18 protein-coding genes and 1 tRNA gene are annotated in these 19360 nt (G+C 60.9%); 15 read left to right on the top strand and 4 right to left on the bottom strand.

Going from position 1 to position 19360, the window contains the following annotated elements; all coding sequences use genetic code 11:
* Positions 1-322: 322 nt before the first annotated feature.
* Positions 323-1009: a TetR/AcrR family transcriptional regulator gene (locus LJE98_RS13535; protein WP_229575733.1), complete on the top strand. Its 687-nt coding sequence runs from the start codon at positions 323-325 to the stop codon at positions 1007-1009.
* 24 nt (positions 1010-1033) lie between these two features.
* On the top strand, positions 1034-2053 hold the full coding sequence (gene ilvC, locus LJE98_RS13530) for a ketol-acid reductoisomerase (RefSeq protein ID WP_229575732.1): 1020 nt from the start codon (positions 1034-1036) through the stop codon (positions 2051-2053).
* Between the two features lie 79 nt (positions 2054-2132).
* Here the strand turns inward: ilvC and LJE98_RS13525 are convergent, their stop codons facing one another.
* Positions 2133-3326 (bottom strand): GGDEF domain-containing protein, encoded by a 1194-nt coding sequence (locus tag LJE98_RS13525; RefSeq protein ID WP_229575731.1) that lies wholly within the window; start codon positions 3324-3326, stop codon positions 2133-2135.
* A gap of 200 nt (positions 3327-3526) precedes the next feature.
* Between LJE98_RS13525 and LJE98_RS13520 the strand changes: the two genes are divergently transcribed.
* From LJE98_RS13520 to LJE98_RS13500, 5 genes are all read left to right on the top strand, one after another.
* Complete coding sequence (locus LJE98_RS13520; RefSeq protein ID WP_229575730.1) at positions 3527-4750, top strand: PLP-dependent aminotransferase family protein; 1224 nt, start codon at positions 3527-3529, stop codon at positions 4748-4750.
* A gap of 95 nt (positions 4751-4845) precedes the next feature.
* Positions 4846-5955 carry an endonuclease/exonuclease/phosphatase family protein gene (locus LJE98_RS13515; protein ID WP_229575729.1) on the top strand — a complete coding sequence of 370 codons (1110 nt, stop codon included), beginning with the start codon at positions 4846-4848 and terminating at the stop codon, positions 5953-5955.
* Positions 5952-6689, top strand: coding sequence for an NUDIX hydrolase (locus tag LJE98_RS13510; protein WP_229575728.1), 738 nt, complete (start codon positions 5952-5954; stop codon positions 6687-6689). Before LJE98_RS13515 ends, LJE98_RS13510 begins: the two co-directional genes overlap by 4 nt.
* 74 nt (positions 6690-6763) lie before the next feature.
* Positions 6764-7684 carry a PhzF family phenazine biosynthesis protein gene (locus tag LJE98_RS13505; protein ID WP_229575727.1) on the top strand — a complete coding sequence of 307 codons (921 nt, stop codon included), beginning with the start codon at positions 6764-6766 and terminating at the stop codon, positions 7682-7684.
* Between the two features lie 149 nt (positions 7685-7833).
* Positions 7834-7909: transfer RNA gene (locus LJE98_RS13500), tRNA-Lys, on the top strand.
* 319 nt (positions 7910-8228) lie between these two features.
* Here the strand turns inward: LJE98_RS13500 and LJE98_RS13495 are convergent.
* The 3 genes from LJE98_RS13495 to LJE98_RS13485 are packed head-to-tail and all read right to left on the bottom strand — an operon-like array spanning position 8229 to position 10989.
* Complete coding sequence (locus LJE98_RS13495) at positions 8229-9020, bottom strand: heme ABC transporter ATP-binding protein (protein WP_229575726.1); 792 nt, start codon at positions 9018-9020, stop codon at positions 8229-8231.
* The gene (locus tag LJE98_RS13490) at positions 9020-10108 is read right to left on the bottom strand and encodes a FecCD family ABC transporter permease (RefSeq protein ID WP_229575757.1); all 1089 of its coding nucleotides are present in this window, start codon (positions 10106-10108) and stop codon (positions 9020-9022) included. Before LJE98_RS13490 ends, LJE98_RS13495 begins: the two co-directional genes overlap by 1 nt.
* Positions 10109-10110: 2 nt before the next feature.
* A complete protein-coding gene (locus tag LJE98_RS13485; RefSeq protein ID WP_267499051.1) occupies positions 10111-10989 on the bottom strand; it encodes an ABC transporter substrate-binding protein in 879 nt (292 codons plus the stop codon).
* Between the two features lie 248 nt (positions 10990-11237).
* On the opposite strand from LJE98_RS13485, the gene LJE98_RS13480 reads away from it, so the two are divergent.
* The 8 genes from LJE98_RS13480 (at position 11238) to LJE98_RS13445 (ending at position 19357) form a co-directional block, all read left to right on the top strand.
* Positions 11238-11582, top strand: coding sequence for an antibiotic biosynthesis monooxygenase family protein (locus LJE98_RS13480; RefSeq protein WP_229575724.1), 345 nt, complete (start codon positions 11238-11240; stop codon positions 11580-11582).
* 7 nt (positions 11583-11589) lie between these two features.
* On the top strand, positions 11590-12108 hold the full coding sequence (hutX, locus tag LJE98_RS13475) for a heme utilization cystosolic carrier protein HutX (protein ID WP_229575723.1): 519 nt from the start codon (positions 11590-11592) through the stop codon (positions 12106-12108).
* A 122-nt stretch (positions 12109-12230) separates the two neighbouring features.
* Positions 12231-14834 carry a mechanosensitive ion channel family protein gene (locus LJE98_RS13470; protein WP_229575722.1) on the top strand — a complete coding sequence of 868 codons (2604 nt, stop codon included), beginning with the start codon at positions 12231-12233 and terminating at the stop codon, positions 14832-14834.
* Between the two features lie 107 nt (positions 14835-14941).
* The gene (locus tag LJE98_RS13465) at positions 14942-15214 is read left to right on the top strand and encodes a hypothetical protein (protein ID WP_229575721.1); all 273 of its coding nucleotides are present in this window, start codon (positions 14942-14944) and stop codon (positions 15212-15214) included.
* A gap of 142 nt (positions 15215-15356) precedes the next feature.
* Entirely contained in the window at positions 15357-16181 is an 825-nt protein-coding gene (locus LJE98_RS13460; RefSeq protein WP_229575720.1) for a response regulator, read from the top strand.
* Positions 16182-16270: 89 nt separating this feature from the next.
* Positions 16271-17593 (top strand): response regulator, encoded by a 1323-nt coding sequence (locus tag LJE98_RS13455; protein WP_267499037.1) that lies wholly within the window; start codon positions 16271-16273, stop codon positions 17591-17593.
* Between the two features lie 79 nt (positions 17594-17672).
* Positions 17673-18599, top strand: coding sequence for an ABC transporter ATP-binding protein (locus LJE98_RS13450; protein ID WP_229575719.1), 927 nt, complete (start codon positions 17673-17675; stop codon positions 18597-18599).
* Positions 18596-19357 (top strand): ABC transporter permease, encoded by a 762-nt coding sequence (locus LJE98_RS13445; protein ID WP_229575718.1) that lies wholly within the window; start codon positions 18596-18598, stop codon positions 19355-19357. The genes LJE98_RS13450 and LJE98_RS13445 overlap by 4 nt, the downstream gene beginning before the upstream one ends.
* The last annotated feature ends 3 nt before the right edge of the window (positions 19358-19360 follow it).

The raw sequence follows: 19360 nt of genomic DNA, 5'->3' as shown, positions 1-19360 counted from the left end.
TTCGGTTGGTGTACCCGGTATACGGAGAGGCACTTGAAAATTTGTCCTATGAAAATCAGCGGTTTAGGCTGTGTTTTGGCTGTCATTTAACTATGACATAGAACGATTATTTTTTATTTCTCTCACCCTTTTGTGACTGCTGCTTGACTGTCCAGACCCCGATCGGGGCGTCGCAGGCGACCGCGGGTGGCTGCGGGTCTGCCTAAAAACAGGACTCACGGCACGCGCAACTGCCGCAATTTTCTTCAATCGCCCCTTGACCTCTTGTGTGGTGACGGACATAAGGGTGGCGAACCGTACCGTACGGTACCAGGAGCCGGCCATGTCGATCGACACACAGACCACGGAATTCACGCCACGCCAGAGTGCGGTTCTGGCCGAAGCCCTGCGTTTGCTTGTCGAGGGTGGCGACAAGGCCGTCACGACAGCCGGTCTGGCACGGGCCGCCAATTGCTCCAAGGAAAGCCTCTACAAGTGGTTCGGTGATCGCGATGGCCTGCTGTCCGCGATGATTTCGTACCAGGCGAGCAAGGTTCGCACCTTTGAGCGGCCGGGCGAGCGCCTGACGGTCGCCAGTCTCACGGAGCACCTCGATGTCTTCGCCCGCGATCTGCTCGAGGTTCTCGCCGGCGATGTTTCGCTCGCGCTCAATCGGCTCGCCATCGGCCAGTCGAGCCGTGATGGCTCCAAGCTCGGCACGCTTCTTCTCGAACGCGGGCGTCGGCAGATCGACCGCAGGGCGCGGGCTCTGCTCGATGCCGGCCAGCGGGACGGGCTCCTGCGCTTCGGCGATGGTGAGGATGCCTATCGGACGCTCTACGGGCTGATCGTCAGCGACCTGCATGTGCGCATGTTGCTTGGCGAATCGCCGCAGTCACACAAATTCGGGGTCCGGGCCACGAAGGCGGTTGCAGCCTTCCTCGCCCTCTACGGCACCGACCGCGTACTGGCCGGCCTCGACGGGGCATCCCGTTCCGGCTCGCCGATCAACAACATCCACCACAACTGACAAAGCATAGGGAAGGACACTACAATGCGCGTCTATTACGATCGTGATGCCGACTTGAACCTGATCAAGTCGAAGAAGGTTGCCATCATCGGCTACGGCTCCCAGGGCCGCGCGCATGCGCTGAACCTGAAGGATTCCGGCGCACAGAACCTCGTCGTTGCCCTGAAGGCCGGTTCGCCGACCATCAAGAAGGCGGAAGCCGATGGTCTCAAGGTCATGACGGTTGCCGAAGCTGCTGCCTGGGCCGACCTGATGATGATGGCGACGCCGGACGAGCTGCAGGCCGACATCTACAAGGACGACATCGCGCCGAACATCCGCGACGGCGCTGCCATCGCCTTTGCCCACGGCCTCAACGTCCATTTCGGCCTGATCGAGCCGAAGTCGACCGTCGACGTCGTCATGATCGCCCCGAAGGGCCCCGGCCACACAGTTCGCGGCGAATACCAGAAGGGCGGCGGCGTTCCCTGCCTCGTCGCCATCCACCACAACGGTTCGGGCAACGCCCTTGAACTCGCCCTCTCTTACGCCTGCGGCGTTGGCGGTGGTCGTTCGGGCATCATCGAGACGTCTTTCAAGGAAGAGTGCGAAACCGACCTCTTCGGCGAACAGGTCGTTCTCTGCGGCGGTCTGGTCGAACTGATCCGCGCCGGCTTCGAGACGCTGGTCGAAGGCGGCTATGCGCCGGAAATGGCCTATTTCGAATGCCTGCACGAAGTGAAGCTGATCGTCGACCTGATCTATGAAGGCGGCATCGCCAACATGAATTACTCGATCTCCAACACAGCCGAATGGGGCGAATATGTCACCGGTCCGCGCATCATCACGTCTGAAACCAAGGCTGAAATGAAGCGCGTCCTGCACGACATCCAGACCGGCAAGTTCACCTCGGACTGGATGCAGGAGTACCGCGCCGGTGCTGCCCGCTTCAAGGGAATCCGCCGCATGAACGACAGCCACCAGATCGAAGAAGTCGGCGCCAAGCTGCGCGGCATGATGCCCTGGATCGCCAAGAACCAGCTGGTCGACAAGGCCCGCAACTAATCTGCATCCCACAGGATGGCAGAACGGCCGGGGAGGGAGACCTCCCCGGCCTTTTCCGTTTCGGTGAGCAGGATGTCCTTCAGCGGCAGCCGACAATGTGCTTGGTACGGTCGAATGCACAAACACGGTCGCGACCGGAGGCCTTGGCATCGTAAAGGCGGCGGTCCGCCCGGGCGATCAGTGTGCGTTCGTCGTCGGACGGCTCTGCGATTGCAACGCCAATGCTCACCGTCAGCTTGTGCGCTTTGCCATGGCGCGTCGGGATCGACAGGCATGCGACGCTCACCCGCAGCTTTTCCGCGAACGTCTCGGCGCGTATGGCGTGGCCGTCCTGGAGAACGATGGCAAACTCCTCGCCGCCATATCTTGCAGCAATGCCCTCCGACGGAGCGACGAGGCCAGCCAGAAGTTTTGCGATGGTCCGCAGGCACTCATCACCGGCCTGGTGACCGTTGGCGTCGTTGAAGCGCTTGAAATGATCGACGTCGATCAGCAACAGCGCCACTGGCCTGCCCACGTCTCGCATCGACAGGAGACAGCGATGCAAGTCTTCATCGAAACCGCGTCTGTTCTCCAGCTCTGTCAGGACATCGGTGCGTGCATTGCGATGCAATTGTTCGTTCGCCTCGATCAGCTTTGAATTGCTCTCGGCCAGCGCCTTGACCAGGACCCGTGTCTTGCCTTCGGCCGCGGTTCGTTTCTCGTCCATGGCAATCAGCTGGACCATGTAGCTCGCGAGGAAACCGACATAGGCCGCACAGATCGGAACCATGATCCAGTTGCCCTCGCTGATGGCGGAGGCATTGACGATGCCCGTCATGATCACGATGAGCACCAGCGTCGAGCGGGGCGCAAGATAGGCACGGGCCGCGACCGACTGGAGGATGCCACAGCCGACGGCGAGCACAACGACCTGCGTGTCGGGACTGCCACTGGAATAGAGGACCGCAAGTGCGCTGCCCCAGGCAAGTCCGGATGCAAGCGACAGCAGGACAAAACGACCCAGCCACAGCTCCAGCGTTTCGTGGGGTGATCGTCTGCGGAATGCATAGTCGCCCCATGCCCTGAACCCGACCTGGACGACCAGGATCAGCACGACAATCGCCACCTTGGTCGTTTGCCCCTCGGCATAGGGGAGAACCGAAGCGGACAGGATCGCAACCGCGGCAACCAGATGAGGGATGATGTTGTAGAGGATGGAGAGATGGTCCCAAGGGGGATCCGTCTTGTCGTCGGCACCGAGGATCGGGAGGGTGAGCTTTTGCAGCAGCAAATCTTCAGTCCTTGAGAATCCGGAGGAGTAGTGGGGAGGTGTCAGTCAGTCGCAGCGCGAGTTCTCGAACAAATTCAACATGGTTTGCAAACGTAAAATGTTCGGAGCCAAGAAAAAATCCTCGATAGGTCAGCATTGTTGACCTATCGAGGATTTCGTGATTTCCTCGTCTCAAAACGATAAGCCGCGAGGAAACACCGATGCTGAACTGGGACCATGTCTTCGCCACGCGTTCGACACGCATGCGCGCTTCTGAAATCCGAGAACTCCTGAAACTGCTCGACAAGCCGGACATCATCTCGTTTGCCGGCGGCATCCCCGACCCGGCCCTTTTTCCGCAGGCGGAGTTCGCCCAGGCCTATGCCGCTCTCTTCTCGGATGGGCGTGCGAGCGCAGCACTGCAGTACTCGGTGTCGGAAGGCTATTTGCCGCTTCGCGCATGGCTGAAGGAAGAGATGGGCCGTCTCGGCATTGCCTGCGACGTCGACAATATCTTCATCACGTCGGGATCCCAGCAGGCGCTCGATTATCTTGGAAAGCTGTTCATCTCGCCTGGCGATACCGCGCTCGTGACATGGCCGACCTATCTCGGCGCACTACAGGCCTTCAATGCCTATGAGCCCCGGTATGACCAGCTCGGGACAGGCAATCGCACACCGGCGAGCTACCGCGCGGCGGCGGAGGCAGAAGAAAGTGCGGTGAAGTTCGCCTATCTCTCCACCGACTTCGCCAATCCGACGGGCCAGACGGTCAGTCTCGAGGAGCGAAAAGAGATCCTCGCCCTTGCCGATGAACTCGACATACCCGTGATCGAGGACGCGGCCTATCAGCATTTGCGCTATGACGGCGAGCCGATCCCGCCAATCCTGTCTCTCGATATCGCCCGCAGCGGCGGGATCGACACCTGCCGGACGATCTATTGCGGCAGCTTTTCGAAGACACTGGCCCCCGGCCTGCGCGTCGGTTACGTGGTGGCGGCAAAGCCCGTGATCCGGAAATTGGTTCTCATGAAGCAGGCCGCCGATCTGCATTCGTCGACCATCAATCAGATGGTCGTGGCGGAGGTGGCGGACAAGCATTTCCCCGTGCAGATCGCAAAAATCAGGGCGGCCTATGTCGCGCGGCGTGATGCCATGCTCGCGGCACTCGAGAGGTACATGCCTCACGGCACGGAGTGGACACGGCCGGAAGGTGGCATGTTCGTCTGGGTGACCCTGCCGGAAGGGATGGACGGTGCCGAACTGCTGGCGCGTTCCGTCGAAACGGAAAAGGTTGCCTTCGTTCCCGGCCAGGCCTTCTTTGCCGATCGATCCGGCACGAACACGATCCGGCTCTCCTTCTCCTGCGCCAGCGAGGCGATGATCGAGGAGGGCATCAAACGTCTGGGTCGGCTCGTCGGAACTGCGCTGGTTCGCGCCGCCTGACACATCCGGAACGGTGCCTGGAGGTTGCGGCGGCGGAGAGGGCGTGGTTCAGTGCGCCGGATCCATCTGCTTCCAGGCACAATTCACGGGTGTTCATGTCCATTCGCATCGCGACCTTCAACATTGAAAACCTGATCGCCCGTTTCGATTTCACCGGCTTCCGGAACCAGCTGAGGTCGGACCGGGTGATGAAGCTGTTCGACATCAAGTCTGAAGCCGATTATCAGCGGCTCGAGGCCGCGAGGGTCGTCTCGTCAACCGACGACACGCGCCAGCTGTCGGCACTGGCGATCGCCGACACCGGTGCCGATCTCCTCTGCCTCCAGGAGGTCGACAATATGGAGGCCCTCAAGGCCTTCGAGTATGGCTACCTGTTCCGCATGATCGGAGCGGGCTATCGGCAGAAATACCTTGTCGAGGGCAATGACGGCCGCGGGATCGATGTCGCCGTCCTGATGCGGGAGGAGACCCGGGACGGGGAGCCGATCGAGTTGCGCGACGTCACCAGTCACGCGGCGCTGACCTATCACGACCTTGGCCTTTATCATCCCGGTCTCGGGTCCAACATCCAGCCAGAGGACCGGATCTTCAAGCGTGACTGCCTGGAACTGGACCTGCGCGTTGGCGGGCGGCCCCTGACCGTCTATGTCGTGCATTTCAAGTCGATGACCAATGGTCGGGATGGCGCGGACGGGCGCACATCGAGCATGCCGGTCCGTGAGGCCGAGGCGAAAGCGGTGCGCCACATCATCGAAAACAGATTCGGCCGCGACAAGGCCAGTCAGCGCAACTTCGTCATCTGCGGGGACATGAACGATTATCAGGAGAAGGTCGATGTCATCGGCGATCGCCGGCATGGATATGACTATGTCGTGCAATCAGACCTGCCGAGTGCGCTCGATGTGTTCTCGCATGACGGTTTTGCGGAGAATGCCATGCAGAGGCGCGATCCGCTCGACCGCTGGACGCTCTATCACGCGCGCGGACCGGAAGAGCAGCATCTGTGCCAACTCGATTACATATGGCTCTCCAAGGGGCTCGCTGCAGCCAATCCGATGGCCAAGCCAGACGTGATCCGCAACGGTCAGCCCTTCCGCACGCCATTTCCTCCAGGGCAGGAGGTGGAACGCTACCCGCGGATCGGCTGGGACCGACCAAAGGCCTCCGACCACTGCCCCATCGCCATCACGCTGCACCTCCCGTGAGCGATGCCTTGATCGATGATGTCGGCCTGCCGGCCGATGGCAGCCTGCATGTCGTACATTCCCACGAGCTGCTCGTCTCGTCAGAGCCGCATCCGCTGGATCTTTTGGCGGCCGAGGCGGTGGCGGAAAACTGGGAGCGGGAGGTCGGGGCCAATCCCGCGCTGTTCAATGGTCGGACCATCCTGCAGCGGCGGATCCGTTTTTCTGACGGGCATCTGAGGGCCGAGGGTCATGTCTCGAGTTTCGCCACCTTTCTGTGGTGGCGGAGGCAAGCTGAACTCGCCGGTGCCTGCCACCTGTTTGGATATCCAGTCATCGTCGCCTCCGACGGTGCCTTGATCGCGGTGGAGATGGCGCCGCACACCGCCAATCCGGGGCAGGTTTATTTCGCCGCGGGCTCGCTGGATCTTTCAGATGTCGTCGACGGGCGTTGCGACATCGAAAGCAATATGCGGCGCGAGGTGATGGAGGAGACCGGGCTCGACCTTCGCGTCTCAACGGCCGATCCGGTTCTCTATGCCAGCTATCGTTCGAAACGGCTGACACTTCTCAGGCTTTTCTCCTTCTCCGAGAGCGCCGATGAACTCGTCGCGAAGATCGACGATTTCGCACGCAACTGTCCGGATCCAGAGATTTCCCGGGCCATCGCCATCCGCAGCGGTGATCCGACTTTGCATCGATACGGGCTCGCCATGCTGCCGATTCTGCGCTGGTTTTTTCCCGACGGGAGCTGAGCGTACTCCGCTTGCCTTGCCGTGTCGCCTCGGGCAGTGTGTGCCGCGAGCGTGACCTTCAGCGGAGACGGCCCGTGGCGAGAGACTATGCCATCTACGACGTGTTTACCGACCACAAACTGGCAGGCAATCCGCTTGCGGTCATCTTTGACGGTATAGGCCTCTCGGATCAGGCCATGCAGGCGATCGCCGCCGAGATGAACCTCTCGGAGACGGTCTTCATCCTGCCGGCGGATCATGCATCCCATACGGCGCGCATTCGCATCTTCACGCCCGGACGCGAACTCCCGTTTGCCGGTCACCCGACGGTTGGTTCGGCCATTGCGCTCGCGGAACGGGCCTATCACGGCGATGCGGCCAGCATGGATATCGTATCGGTGCTGGAGGAGACGGTGGGGCCGGTGCGTTGCGCGGTGCGTGTTCGGCCGGGGGAGGCGAGTTTCGCCGAATTCGACCTTCCACGTCTCTCGGCCAGCCATCCGGAGCATCAGCTGGATCGCCAGGGGCTCGCCGACGCGCTTTCGGTCAAGGCCAGCGCCATCGGCTTTGAAAACCATCTGCCGATGGTCTGGAGTGCCGGTGTGCCATTCCTGCTGGTGCCACTGCATGATCTGGCCTCGGTCGAGAGTGTCGATTTCGACCCGCAGCTCTGGGAGCGGGTGGCACCGCTGAGCGAGGGACGGCTCACCTCGGCCTATGTCTACTGTCGCGGCGGTGTGCATCATGCCGCCAGGTTTCATGCGCGAATGTTCTCGCCCGACATGGGCATATCGGAAGATCCTGCGACTGGCTCCGCGGTCGCTGCCCTCTCCGGCGCCATCCATCATTTCGACGGACTGCCCGATGGACATCACCCCATGATGATCGAGCAGGGGGTGGAGATGGGACGCCCCTCCTTTATCCACCTGCAGGTCGATGTGAAGGACGGCGAAATTTCTCGCGCGCGAATTGGCGGACAAGCGGTTCGTCTGGCCACTGGAATCATGGAGCTTTGAAAACAATAGAGAATTTCGGATTCTTGAAATTTTTTTGACCAAAGGGCAAAGATTTTTGGCGGTGGCGCTAGACAAGGTCCATGATCCTGTTTATACGCCCGGTCACGCCACCGGAAACGGAGGCGGCGGCACCGGAAAGCGGCGCAGGCGGGTGATTAGCTCAGTTGGTAGAGCAGCTGACTCTTAATCAGCGGGTCGTAGGTTCGAGCCCTACATCACCCACCAAATTCTCCAGAATTTCAATAGGATGACAAGAAGTGCCGCGATGCGGCACAGAATTGTCGACTGCATGTCTGCCCATCGCTGCGCCTAGGTGGCGGGCGAATTTCGTCGCAAATTCGACATCCGTTACAGCCGTTCTGTTGAATTAGCCGGGCAAGAAAATTGCGGATCGTCAATACGATCGTGCCCGTGGCCGGCCAGGCGTCCGTGTTCGGCAAATGTTCCCATCACCGGTCGCTCGTGTTCCTGCTTCGTATCGGAAATGCGTGCGAATAGGGCTGCGGTACCCTGTGGATAACTGTGGACAACTCCGATAGCCGGCTCAGCGTGTGGTGCCGAGCCGTGCCTGGGGCAGGACATAGGGTATGGCGGCGTCCGGCAGGCGTCCAACGGTACCCGCAATGCCGTAGACATGGGCAATGGTATCGTCGTCGATCGTGGCCTTGGGGCTTCCCTCGCGCACCAGCCGGCCGTGGTGGAGGATCGCCAGGTGGTCGGCGAATTCGGCAGCCAGATTGAGATCGTGCAGGATCGCCAGCACGACCCCGCCGCGCTTGGCAAAGCCACGCGCGAGTTCCAGCACCGAGATCTGGTGACCAATGTCGAGGCTCGCCGTCGGCTCGTCGAGGAAGATTGCGCGCGGTCGCTTGTCCATAAGCGGATCCGGCATCTGGGCGAGCACGCGGGCGAGCTGCACGCGCTGCTGTTCGCCGCCGGACAAGGCGTTGTAGCTGCGCCCCTCGAAGCCGGCCAGGCCGACGCGCACCAGCGCCTGGCGTGCCGACTGGTTCGGGTCGCGGCTGCCATGGGCGACGGCACCCATGCGAACGACCTCCAGCGCCGTGAAGGGGAAGGAGAGGGCGGTGGACTGCGGCAGGACGGCTCGCTCATGGGCGAGGTCCAGAGGGCTCAGGGTGGAAATCCTTCGATCGGTGTAAAAGACCTCACCGCCATCCGGGCGCAACTCCCCTGAAAGAGCCTTGAGGAGTGTCGACTTGCCAGCACCGTTCGGTCCGATGACGACGGTGAACTTTCCAGCCTCCAGATTCAGGCTGACCTTGTCGACAAGGTTTCGGCCGCCGCGGCGGATGGTGACGTCGTGCGCGCGGATCATCACAGGCTCTCCATCGCCTGACGCCCCTGTTTGCCGAGCAGGAGCATGAGGAAGACGGGCGCTCCGAGGATCGCGGTGATGATGCCGATCGGCAGTTCGGCAGGGGCGGCGATCGTTCGGGCCACCGTGTCGGCGAGGAGCAGCAGAACCGCTCCGCCGAGGGCTGAGGCCGGTAGCAGAAAACGGTGAGCCGGACCGATTGCGAGCCGCAGCAGATGCGGTACGACGATGCCGATGAAGCCGATCGAGCCTGCTGCCGCGACTGTCGCGCCACAGGCGGCTGCCACTGCCAGGATCGTCATGCGCTTCAGCCGCTGGACGGGTACGCCCATGTGGAAGGCCGCTGCATCGCCGAGAATGAGCGCGTCGAGACCGCGTGCCACGAAGGGGATGATGGCGAGGACGAACAGGACGAATGGCAGGATCGCACCAATCTTGGCGGTCGTTGCACCACTCAGCGAGCCCAGCGACCAGAAGGTGATGTCGCGGAGTGCCCGGTCGTCGGCGATGAAGATCAGGAGACCCGTGGCGGCTCCGGTCATGGCGGCGATCGCGATCCCCGAGAGAATGAGGGCCGTCGTCGAGGTCTGGCCGTTGCGGGTGGCGATCACATAGAGAAGCAAGGTGTTGCCGAGGCCGCCGAGGAAGGCCATCAGGGGCAGAAATTGTTCACCGAAAAAGGCGTGCAGCGGAAAGAGCAAGGTCGGCCCGAGGACGATCGCGATAACGGCTGCGAGGGCCGCGCCGGAGGTTACTCCGACAATGCCGGGATCGGCGAGGGGGTTGCGAAACAGGCCCTGCATCATTGCGCCAGAAACGCCGAGAGCAGCCCCGATCAGCAGGCCCATGCCGGTTCTCGGCAGGCGGACAGCTTCCAGGATGATCAGGTTCTGCGGGTCGAGCGCTGCGGTATTCCCCTTCAGATAGTCGATGAGATGCGGCAGTCCGACGCCGGTCGGGCCGATGACGATGGAGACAACGATGGCCGCGGAAAGAAGAACGGTCAGCAGGCCGATGACCAGGATGCCGAGACCGGAGCGGTCTCCATCGCGCCTGCCAAATGACGACATCAGGGCCAGCGTGTTCATGGTCACCGGGCCTCCGGATAAAGCAGGGCGTTGAGGTCGGAAGCGGCGTCCGCGGCACGCGGGCCGAGGCCGAGCAGGTAAAGGCCGTCCATGGTCAGGAAGGCCTTGCTGCGGCCGGCGGGTGTCGCGGCCAGAGCGGGCAGGGCAAAGGCCATGTCGGCCGTCAGGTGCTGACCGCCGCCGCTCATGACGAGCACGACATCAGGGGCCGCGGCGATCACTGCCTCATCCGTCAGGGGCTTGTAGCCTGAAATCGACGAGACCGCATTCTCGCCGCCGGCGAGGCGGATCATGGCGTCCGCCGAACTCTGGTTGCCAGCCGCCATGACGCGGCCATTGGCGAGGGACAGCGCGAACAGCACCTTCTTCTTCGGGCCCGTAGCCGCCTGCAACTTGTCTTCGATCGCCTTGAGGCTCGCCTCAACCGACTTTGCCAGTTCCTCGGCCCTGTCGACCCGTCCGATTGCCGTCCCCACCGCACGTATCTTGGCGGGGATCGCAGTCGTGTCGGGTGGCGAAGGAATTGTGACGAAGGAAAGCCCGCTCGCCTTCAGGATATTGATCGAATCGACCGGGCCGGCGCCCGATTCCGCAATAATCAGATCCGGCTTCTGCGAAAGCACGCCTTCGGCGGAGATCTGCCGCACATAGCCGATATTCGCCTTTCCCATGGCTTCCGGCGGATAGAGGCTCGTCGTGTCGACGGCCACCACCCGGTCGCCTTCACCCAGCGCATAGATGATTTCCGTGACTGTGCCGCCGATCGCGACAATGCGTTCCGCATCCTTGGCGACCAGCGACGAGGGCAGAAGCACAGACAGGCTGAGGGCGAGTGCGGCGGTGGCGGAAAGCACCTGGCGGCGCGAGGAGCTAGGGAACAAGAAGGACACGTTCAAACCTTTGATCCGGGCGACAGCAGGCCGGCCATTTGCCTTCCTTCCGATCGCCGATGACGAAATTGTCATGCCGGATCCAGGTCCGACATTTAACTTGACTGCGATACACATGTTTAAATAGGAAGGCAACAGAGCGTGGTCGTGCCACGGCGGCGGATTTCGCAGCGAGCTGTGTCCCGCAGACGTTTACGACCTCGACTGATCAAGCAACTTGCAGAGAGGGATACCTACCGATGTACATCGCCATGAACCGTTTTCGCGTCGTCCCGGGCTTCGAAGAAGCCTTCGAAAACCAGTGGAAGGCGCGTGAAGGCCGTCTGGCCGAAATGCCCGGCTATATCGAGTTTCATATGCTGAAGGGCCCCAAGGCCGAAGACCATACGCTCTATGCGTCGCACACGGTCTGGGAGAGCCATGACCAGTTCGTCGCCTGGACGAAGTCGGAGCAGTTCCGCGCCGCCCATGCGCGCGCCGGCGAAAGCAAGGTGCAGTATCTTTCTGGCCCGCATTTTGAAGGCTTTGACGTCATCATTCACGAAGACCGTTCCGGCAAGCGCTCTGCGCTTGAAGCTGCGTGAGGACGCGATGGAGACGTTGACCCAGACCGCTGAAGACAGGCGCCAGCGCGCGTTGGCCGCATTGGCGGAGAAGCCTGACGGGGTGATCGAGCAGATCGCTGCGAAGGCCGACGTCACGCCCGCCGAGGTACTTGCGATCCTGCCCGAAGGTGCTGCCATGCTGGTGCCGTCGGAGCACTGGGAGCCGATCTGGAAGGATCTCACCTCGTGGGGCGAGATCCTGATGATCGTGCACACGGACGACATCGTGCTCGAGGTCGAAGGCACCCTGCCGGAGGGCAGTGAAGGCCATGGCTGGTTCAATATTCATGGCGACAGCCCGATTGGTGGGCATATCCGCAAGGAGCGTTGTGTGTCGATCGCTTTCGTCGACCGTGGCTTCCATGGCCGACGTTCCTGCTCGGTCTGGTTCATGAATGCCGAGGGCAAGGCCATGTTCAAGGTCTTCGTTCGCCGTGACAAGGAACGAAATCTTCTGGAAGGCCAGGTGTCCCGCTTCGAGGCGCTTCGCCTGTCAGCCATCTGAGCCATTCAATCAGGGCCGCCGTTCCTCGCCGATCGGCGGTCAGCGCCTTTAAGCCGTTCTTCCTTTTGCCTTTAACTGGATCTATTGTTCCGTCGAATTCATTCACCGACTGGACCCCCGTCTTGATCCGATACCGTTCGATTTCCCTTGTCGTGGCGCTCATCCTGCTCGCTGCGGGTTCGTCGCTCTTTCCGTCCTTCCAATCCGCCATGGCGCAGGATGGCAATGCCGCACCGGCGGCAACCGCACCGGAAATTCTCACGGCCCCTGACGCGACGCCGGTCCAGCCGGCAACACCGCCTGCCGCTTCCACCGCCCCTGTTGCTTCGCCGGCAGCGCCGCTGCCGCGTGACGAGGAGATCGTCGCGGCAGAGCGTCGTATCGAAGAAGAGAGGGCGCGTCTTTCCGCCCTTCGGGCGCAGGTCGAGAAAAACATCGAGGAAGACGGCCTTCTTGCTGACGTGAAGGTCAATGTCGACGCGCTCGTGCGCGACGCGCTGGCAATTTCTGTAGATTTGCGGCCTCGCATCGGCGACATCCAGGCGCGGTTGACCGAATTGGGAGAGCCTCCGGCCGAGGGCCAGCCTGCGGAAAGCCCTGGTGTCGCGGAGGAGCGGGCCCGCCTCAATGCCGCCCGTGCCGAGGTCAATGCGTTGACGAGGCAGACGGAGGACCTGTCGATCGAGGCGAAGGCGCTTTCCGACCGGATATCCAACATTCGCCGCACCCTTTTCACCAGCCGGCTTTTCGAGAATACCGAGATCAATGGAAGCGTTGTTCAGGAGGCGTTTCAGTCTTTCTCCGCAGACGCGGCGCGCGTACAGCGCAGCATTACCAGCTGGCTCACCTTCGTGATCAAGTTCAAGGCGCTGCCGCTGGCAGTTGCCGTACTTCTGTCGATGGCGCTTGCCTCTCTCATCCTCTTCCTCGAATACCGCCTCTTCGGCCGGATCAATCGTCGGGACACGTCGATAGAAGACCCGTCCTATCTCAGCCGCTTCTCGGTGGCATTCTTCTCGACCATCCTGCCGTCGTTGGCGCTCAGCTTCTTTCTTTCCTCGACCTATTTCCTGCTTGATACATTCAACGTCCTTCGGTCCGACATCTCCCCGATCGTGGCTTCCATCTTCGGCTTGGTCGGCCTCGTTTTCTTCATCACCGCGATCTCGCGGGCGGTGTTGGCACCGGCTGCACCCAATTGGCGCCTGGTCCGGCTCTCCAACAAGGGCGCGCGAGACCTCAGCATCGCGATCTTCCTCATGGCCCTGGTGAACGGACTGGACTATGTCCTTTCGGTCATCAGCGAGACCTACAGTTCGCCGGTCGTGCTGACTGTGATGAAGAGCTTCGCTTCTTCGCTCGTGGTCGGTACCCTATTGCTCTTCGTTTCATTTTTGCGGCCGGTTCTTGCCGTCAGCGGCGATCCCTCGGCGCGGGGGAGACCGTGGCCGCGGGCCGTGTCGATCACGCTGCGGCTGGTGGGAGCCGTCCTGATCCTCGCCGCCGGCATCGGTTATGTCGGCCTTGCCCGGTTCCTCGCGACGCAGATCGTGCTGACCGGCGCGGTCGTGGCGACCATGTATATCGGCGTCCTGACCGGCAAGGCGATATCCGCACCCAATCAGTTCGGTGAAACGCGCGTCGGCCAGTTCATCGGCCGCCGTTTCCGCCTCTCCGCCGTCGGGCTCGACCAGAGCGGTATCGCGGCTGGCCTCTTCATCTATGTCTTTGCGCTGATCACCGGCATTCCGCTGATCCTGATGTCCTGGGGTTTTCAGGCCCGCGACCTGCAACTCTGGCTGTTCAACCTCTTTACCGAAATCAATGTCGGGACGATCCGCATCTCGATCTTCGGCATTCTCGGCGGGATCCTGTTGTTCGCGGCCGGTCTTGTCATGACGCGCTGGTTCCAGAAGTGGCTGGACGGCAATGTCATGGCACGCTCACATGTCGATGATGGCGTGCGCAATTCGGTCAAGACGGGTGTCGGCTATCTCGGAACCGCCATCGCCGGGATCATCGGTATTTCGGCGGCCGGCATCGACTTGTCCAGTCTCGCCCTCGTTGCCGGTGCTCTTTCGCTCGGCATCGGTTTCGGCCTGCAGAATATCGTTTCGAACTTCGTGTCTGGTCTGATTCTCCTGGTGGAGCGGCCGTTCAAGGTCGGCGACTACGTCATCACCGGTGCCAATGAAGGTATCGTCAAGCGCATTTCGGTGCGGGCGACCGAGATCGAGACGTTCCGCCGGCAATCGATCATCGTGCCAAACTCGGAACTGATCAATGCACCGCTCGGAAACTGGACCCATCGCAATCGGGTGCAGCGATCCGAGGTGCCGGTCAGCGTGGGCTATGACTCGGATCCGCAAGAGGTGATCGACGTGCTGCTCGAAATTGTCACCGAGCGCGAGGACGTGCTGCACAATCCGGAGCCGTTTGTCGAATTTCAAAGCTTTGGCGCATCGTCTCTCGATTTCGAGCTCAGATTTTATCTCGCCGATTTTGCCGACGGTTTGCGTGTGCGAAACGAGGTGCGTATCGATATCGTGCGACGGTTCCGCGCCCGCGGCATCGTCATGCCCTATGCGCATCAGGAGGTCATGCTGCATATCCAGGATCGCGACCGCGAGGCATTGCTTGGGCGCGGGTCTCGCGCGGCGAAGATTCCGTCCGACGGACAGGAGGAATTGTTTCCGGGGCCGGATGATGACAAACTCCTGCCATGAACGTCGCATTCAGGCGCCATTCAGGCACAATGCGACACAAGAGGGGCAGGAGCGATCGGGTCAGCCAATCGCTAAGAGAGGACAGAGCCCTTGGCTCTGCTGTCGGCATGAAGCAATTCTATGCGCAACTGGTCATCGTCGTGGGTAGCGTCCTGGTCGCCGGATCGGGGTTCGCGGCGTCGATCCACAATGCGGGGAGCTCGGCCGTTGTTCTCGTCGTCGTCGAGGACGGCAACAAGGCCGAGGTGGCGCTGGACGCCGGCGGGTCTGACGTGATCTGCGCCTCCGGCTGCTTTCTGACACTGCCCAATGGCGATCGTATCGGTCTGGCCGGTGGTGAAACTGTCGAAATCAAGGATGGCGTTGCCACCATCAAGTAACGCGCACGGATCTCATAACTCGATATTGCGAAATGCTTAACTATGACCTTGTCTCACCGCGGCAGCGGAGGCTGAGTTAACGGTTCGGCAAAGAGCCTTTGATAGGTGTCTTGCTACGGAACAAGACACCTAAAGGCGATCCATGGCAGTTCTCGGCGTATCTGGAATGCAGTATTCGGGAGAGACCTTTCCCGACGTTCGGATCATTCTCGGAGAGGACTCCAACGTCTTCACCCAGATGATCAGTCAGCGCCTCAAGGAACTGATGGGTGTCGACATCGAGATCTGCCGGACCTTCGAGGATCTGCAGATGGCGAACGAGCTGTCGGGCGAGCCGGTGAAGCTTGCGATCTCGAACATCAACCTGCCGGGTGCCGAAAATGGCGAAGCGCTCGAATATCTGACCGACTGCAATATCCCGACGGTGGTCTTTACCGGCACCTTCCAGGACGAAATGCGCGAGAGGCTGCTGGCAAAGGACATTGTCGACTATATCCTCAAGGATAATGTCTTCGCGGTCGAGATGCTGGCGGAATCGGTCTACCGCTTCCTGACCAACCATCGCCACCACGTCTTGATCGTCGATGACAGCCCGACGGCGCGTGCGCTTCTTTCGAGCCGCCTGCGCCGCTACAATTTTCGCGTCAGCCTGGCTGAAAGCGGTGCGAAGGCCATCGAGATCCTGAGGGCCAATCCGGATATCGGCCTCGTCGTCACCGATTACAACATGCCCGATATCGACGGCTTCGAACTCACCCGTCGCATTCGCTCGGTGCGCGGATCGCACGAACTGCGGGTCATCGGCGTTTCGTCCTCGACCAACCGGCTTCTGTCGGCGCGCTTCCTCAAGGTGGGGGGCAATGACTTCATGCTGCGTCCGTTCATCGACGAGGAATTCTATTGCCGCGTCAACCAGAACCTCGACACGCTGGTGCAGATCAAAGCTGCGCAAGCCCGCAAAAAATAGGTGCGGCTCATATTCAACGTCGCTACAGTCCAGCCGTTGGGGAGGGGGAATCGCTTATTAAGCGGTTTCGGTAAAGTGGCAGGTAATTTATGTATTTTCCGGAGCAGATTTATGCGCGCGAGCCGTCATTGCAGCGCAATCGCGCGGAGCAGGGGCGGATACTCGTCATTGAGGATTCGCGATCGCTGTCCTCGATCATGCGCCACAAGCTCGAGAACGATTTCTTCTGCCAGGTAACCCAATGTGCGTCGGCGGACGTCTTTCGAGACGTCATGCAAAGCGGGCAGACTTTCGACGTGGCGGTTGTCGATCTCAATTTGCCGGGTGCCTCCGACGGCGAAGTGCTGGATGCCGTGATCGCCGCGGGAATTCCGGCCGTGGTCTTCACCGCAGATTTCAATCGCGACCTGCGTGATCGCCTGCTGCAGAAGGGGGTCGCCGACTACCATGTCAAGAACAACGAGAATGCGATCGATCTCGTTCTGTCGTCCGTCGTCAGGCTGCTCAGCAATCGCGATGTCGGCGTGCTTGTCGTTGATGACCAGCCTTCCGCCCGCACGATGCTGGCAGACCTTCTGCGGGTGCAGAAATTCCAGGTCTATGAAGCCTCGACGGGTTTCCAGGCGATGGAGATCCTTGCCCGCCAGCCGCACATTGAGCTGGTCATTACCGACTACCACATGCCCGATATGGACGGGTACGAGCTCACACGGCGAATCCGGCGCGAGCATAACAGCGACCGGCTTCGCATCATCGGCATCTCCTCGTCCGCTGACCGGCTTCTGTCGGCGAGTTTCCTCAAGGCCGGCGCCAATGATTTCGTCTATCGGCCTTATGTGATCGAAGAGCTGCAGTGCCGGATCCAGCACAATATTGAGACCCTGACACAGCTTCGGCAGCTGCGTGTCGCGGCCTTCAGTGACTATCTCACAGGCTTGCCGAATCGGCGCTATTTCTTCGATGCAGGGCCAGCACAGGTCGCCGGGCGGCTGGAGCGAAGCGAGCCTTGCTGTATCGCCATGCTCGATATCGACCATTTCAAGAAGCTCAACGATACCTATGGTCACGAAATCGGTGACCGTGTCTTGCAGGCCGTGGGCGCGAAGCTTGCGCGTCGGCTGGAAGGCAGTGGTCACCTCCTGGCGCGCCTCGGCGGCGAGGAGTTCAGCGTGCTCATGGTCGGCCTTGGCGTCGAGGAGGGAACTGCGCTTTGCGAAACGCTCCGCTGCGAGATCGAATCTCTGCGTGTCGCACTTGATGATCAGGATCTGAACGTCACGATTTCGATCGGCCTTGCCGAGATCGCTGGGCGCGAGAGTTTCAGCAACTACCTCGCGGCCGCCGACCAGTTGCTCTATCTCGCAAAGAGCTATGGCCGGAACCGCGTCTACTCCGAGGCCATGCTTTCCTGAACAGACGCAGGTTGTGCACTGGTTCTGCCGGCAACGTGTGCCTATATCTGTGCGACCTTCCGCAGACCGGAGTGCCCACATGGCTCCCATCATATCCATCAATCGCCTCTCCAAGACCTATTCCGATGGTTTCAAGGCCCTCGACAATGTCAGTTTCGACATCGAGGAGGGCGAGATCCTCGCGCTTCTCGGTCCCAATGGTGCGGGCAAGACGACGCTGATCTCGATCATCTGCGGCATTACCAATCCGAGCGGCGGGCAGGTGACCGTGTCCGGCCATGACGTTGTCACCGAGTTTCGCAAGACGCGCGGCGAGATCGGCCTGGTGCCGCAGGAACTCACCACCGACATGTTCGAAACCGTCTTCAACACGGTGAGCTTTTCGCGGGGCCTGCACGGCAAGTCGCCTGACCCCGACTATATCGACCAGGTCCTGAAAGACCTCAGCCTGTTCGACAAGCGTGACAATACGCTGCGGGAATTGTCCGGCGGCATGAAGCGGCGCGTGCTGATCGCCAAGGCACTGTCGCACCAGCCACGCATCCTGTTCCTCGACGAGCCGACGGCTGGCGTGGACGTGGCGCTGCGCAAGGACATGTGGCAGCTGGTCGGGCGCTTGCGCAAGACGGGTGTCACAATCATCCTGACCACGCATTACATCGAGGAAGCGCAGGGGATTGCCGACCGTGTCGGAATCATCAACAGGGGAAAACTGCTGTTCGTCGAGGAAAAGAACGCCCTGATGCGCAAGCTCGGCCGCAAGCAGCTGACGATCGAGCTGCTCGAGCCGATCGGCGCCATTCCCGCGAGCCTCGACAGCTATTCGCTGACACTCGGCGACGGGGGCAAGGAGCTGGTCTACGACTATGAACTGGGAAGTGAGGACGGCGAGATAGCAAGGCTTCTGCTGGCGATCGATGCCGCCGGTCTGAGATTTGACGACGTGTCGACCCGCCAGACCTCCCTCGAGGACATTTTCGTCTCGCTGATCGGAGATGCCGCATGAACATCGAAGCGATCAAGTCGATCTACTTCTACGAAATGGCGAGGACCCGCCGTACTCTCCTGCAGAGCGTGATCTCTCCGGTGCTGTCCACTGCCCTCTATTTCATCGTCTTTGGCGCTGCGGTCGGGTCGCGCATGCAGGAAGTGGAGGGTGTCTCCTATGGTGGCTTCATCACGCCCGGGCTGATCATGCTGGCGCTGATCACACAGTGCATTTCCAACGGGTCCGTCGGCATCTATTTCCCGAAATTCACCGGGACCATCTACGAAATCCTGTCAGCACCCATCGCCATGAGCGAAATTCTGATCGGGTATGTCGGCGCTGCGGCGACCAAGGGCATGATGATCGGCATCATCATCCTGTTCACTGCGATGGCGTTTGTGGATCTGCAGATCGCCCATCCGGTTCTGATGCTGCTGTTCATGGTGCTGACGGCCGTCACCTTCAGCCTCGCCGGTTTCATCATCGGCATCCTGGCGAAGAATTTCGAGCAGTTGAACCTGGTGCCGTCGCTCGTGGTGCCGCCGCTCACCTTCCTCGGTGGAACATTCTATTCGATCGATATGCTGCCGCCATTCTGGCGGGCGGTCAGCCACCTTAATCCGGTTCTCTACCTCGTGAGCGGGTTCCGCTGGAGCTTCTTCGAGACCTCGGATGTGCATCCCTTGATCAGCGTGGCCATGATTGGATGCTTCCTGGCTGCCTGCCTTGGTTTCCTCGTCTGGATTTTCAAGACAGGATACAAGCTCCGGCCCTGATTG

Source organism: Rhizobium sp. 'Codium 1' (genome assembly GCF_020889605.1).
Classification (GTDB): Bacteria; Pseudomonadota; Alphaproteobacteria; order Rhizobiales; family Rhizobiaceae; genus Allorhizobium; species Allorhizobium algae.
This window is presented reverse-complemented; position numbering and strand designations above follow the sequence as displayed.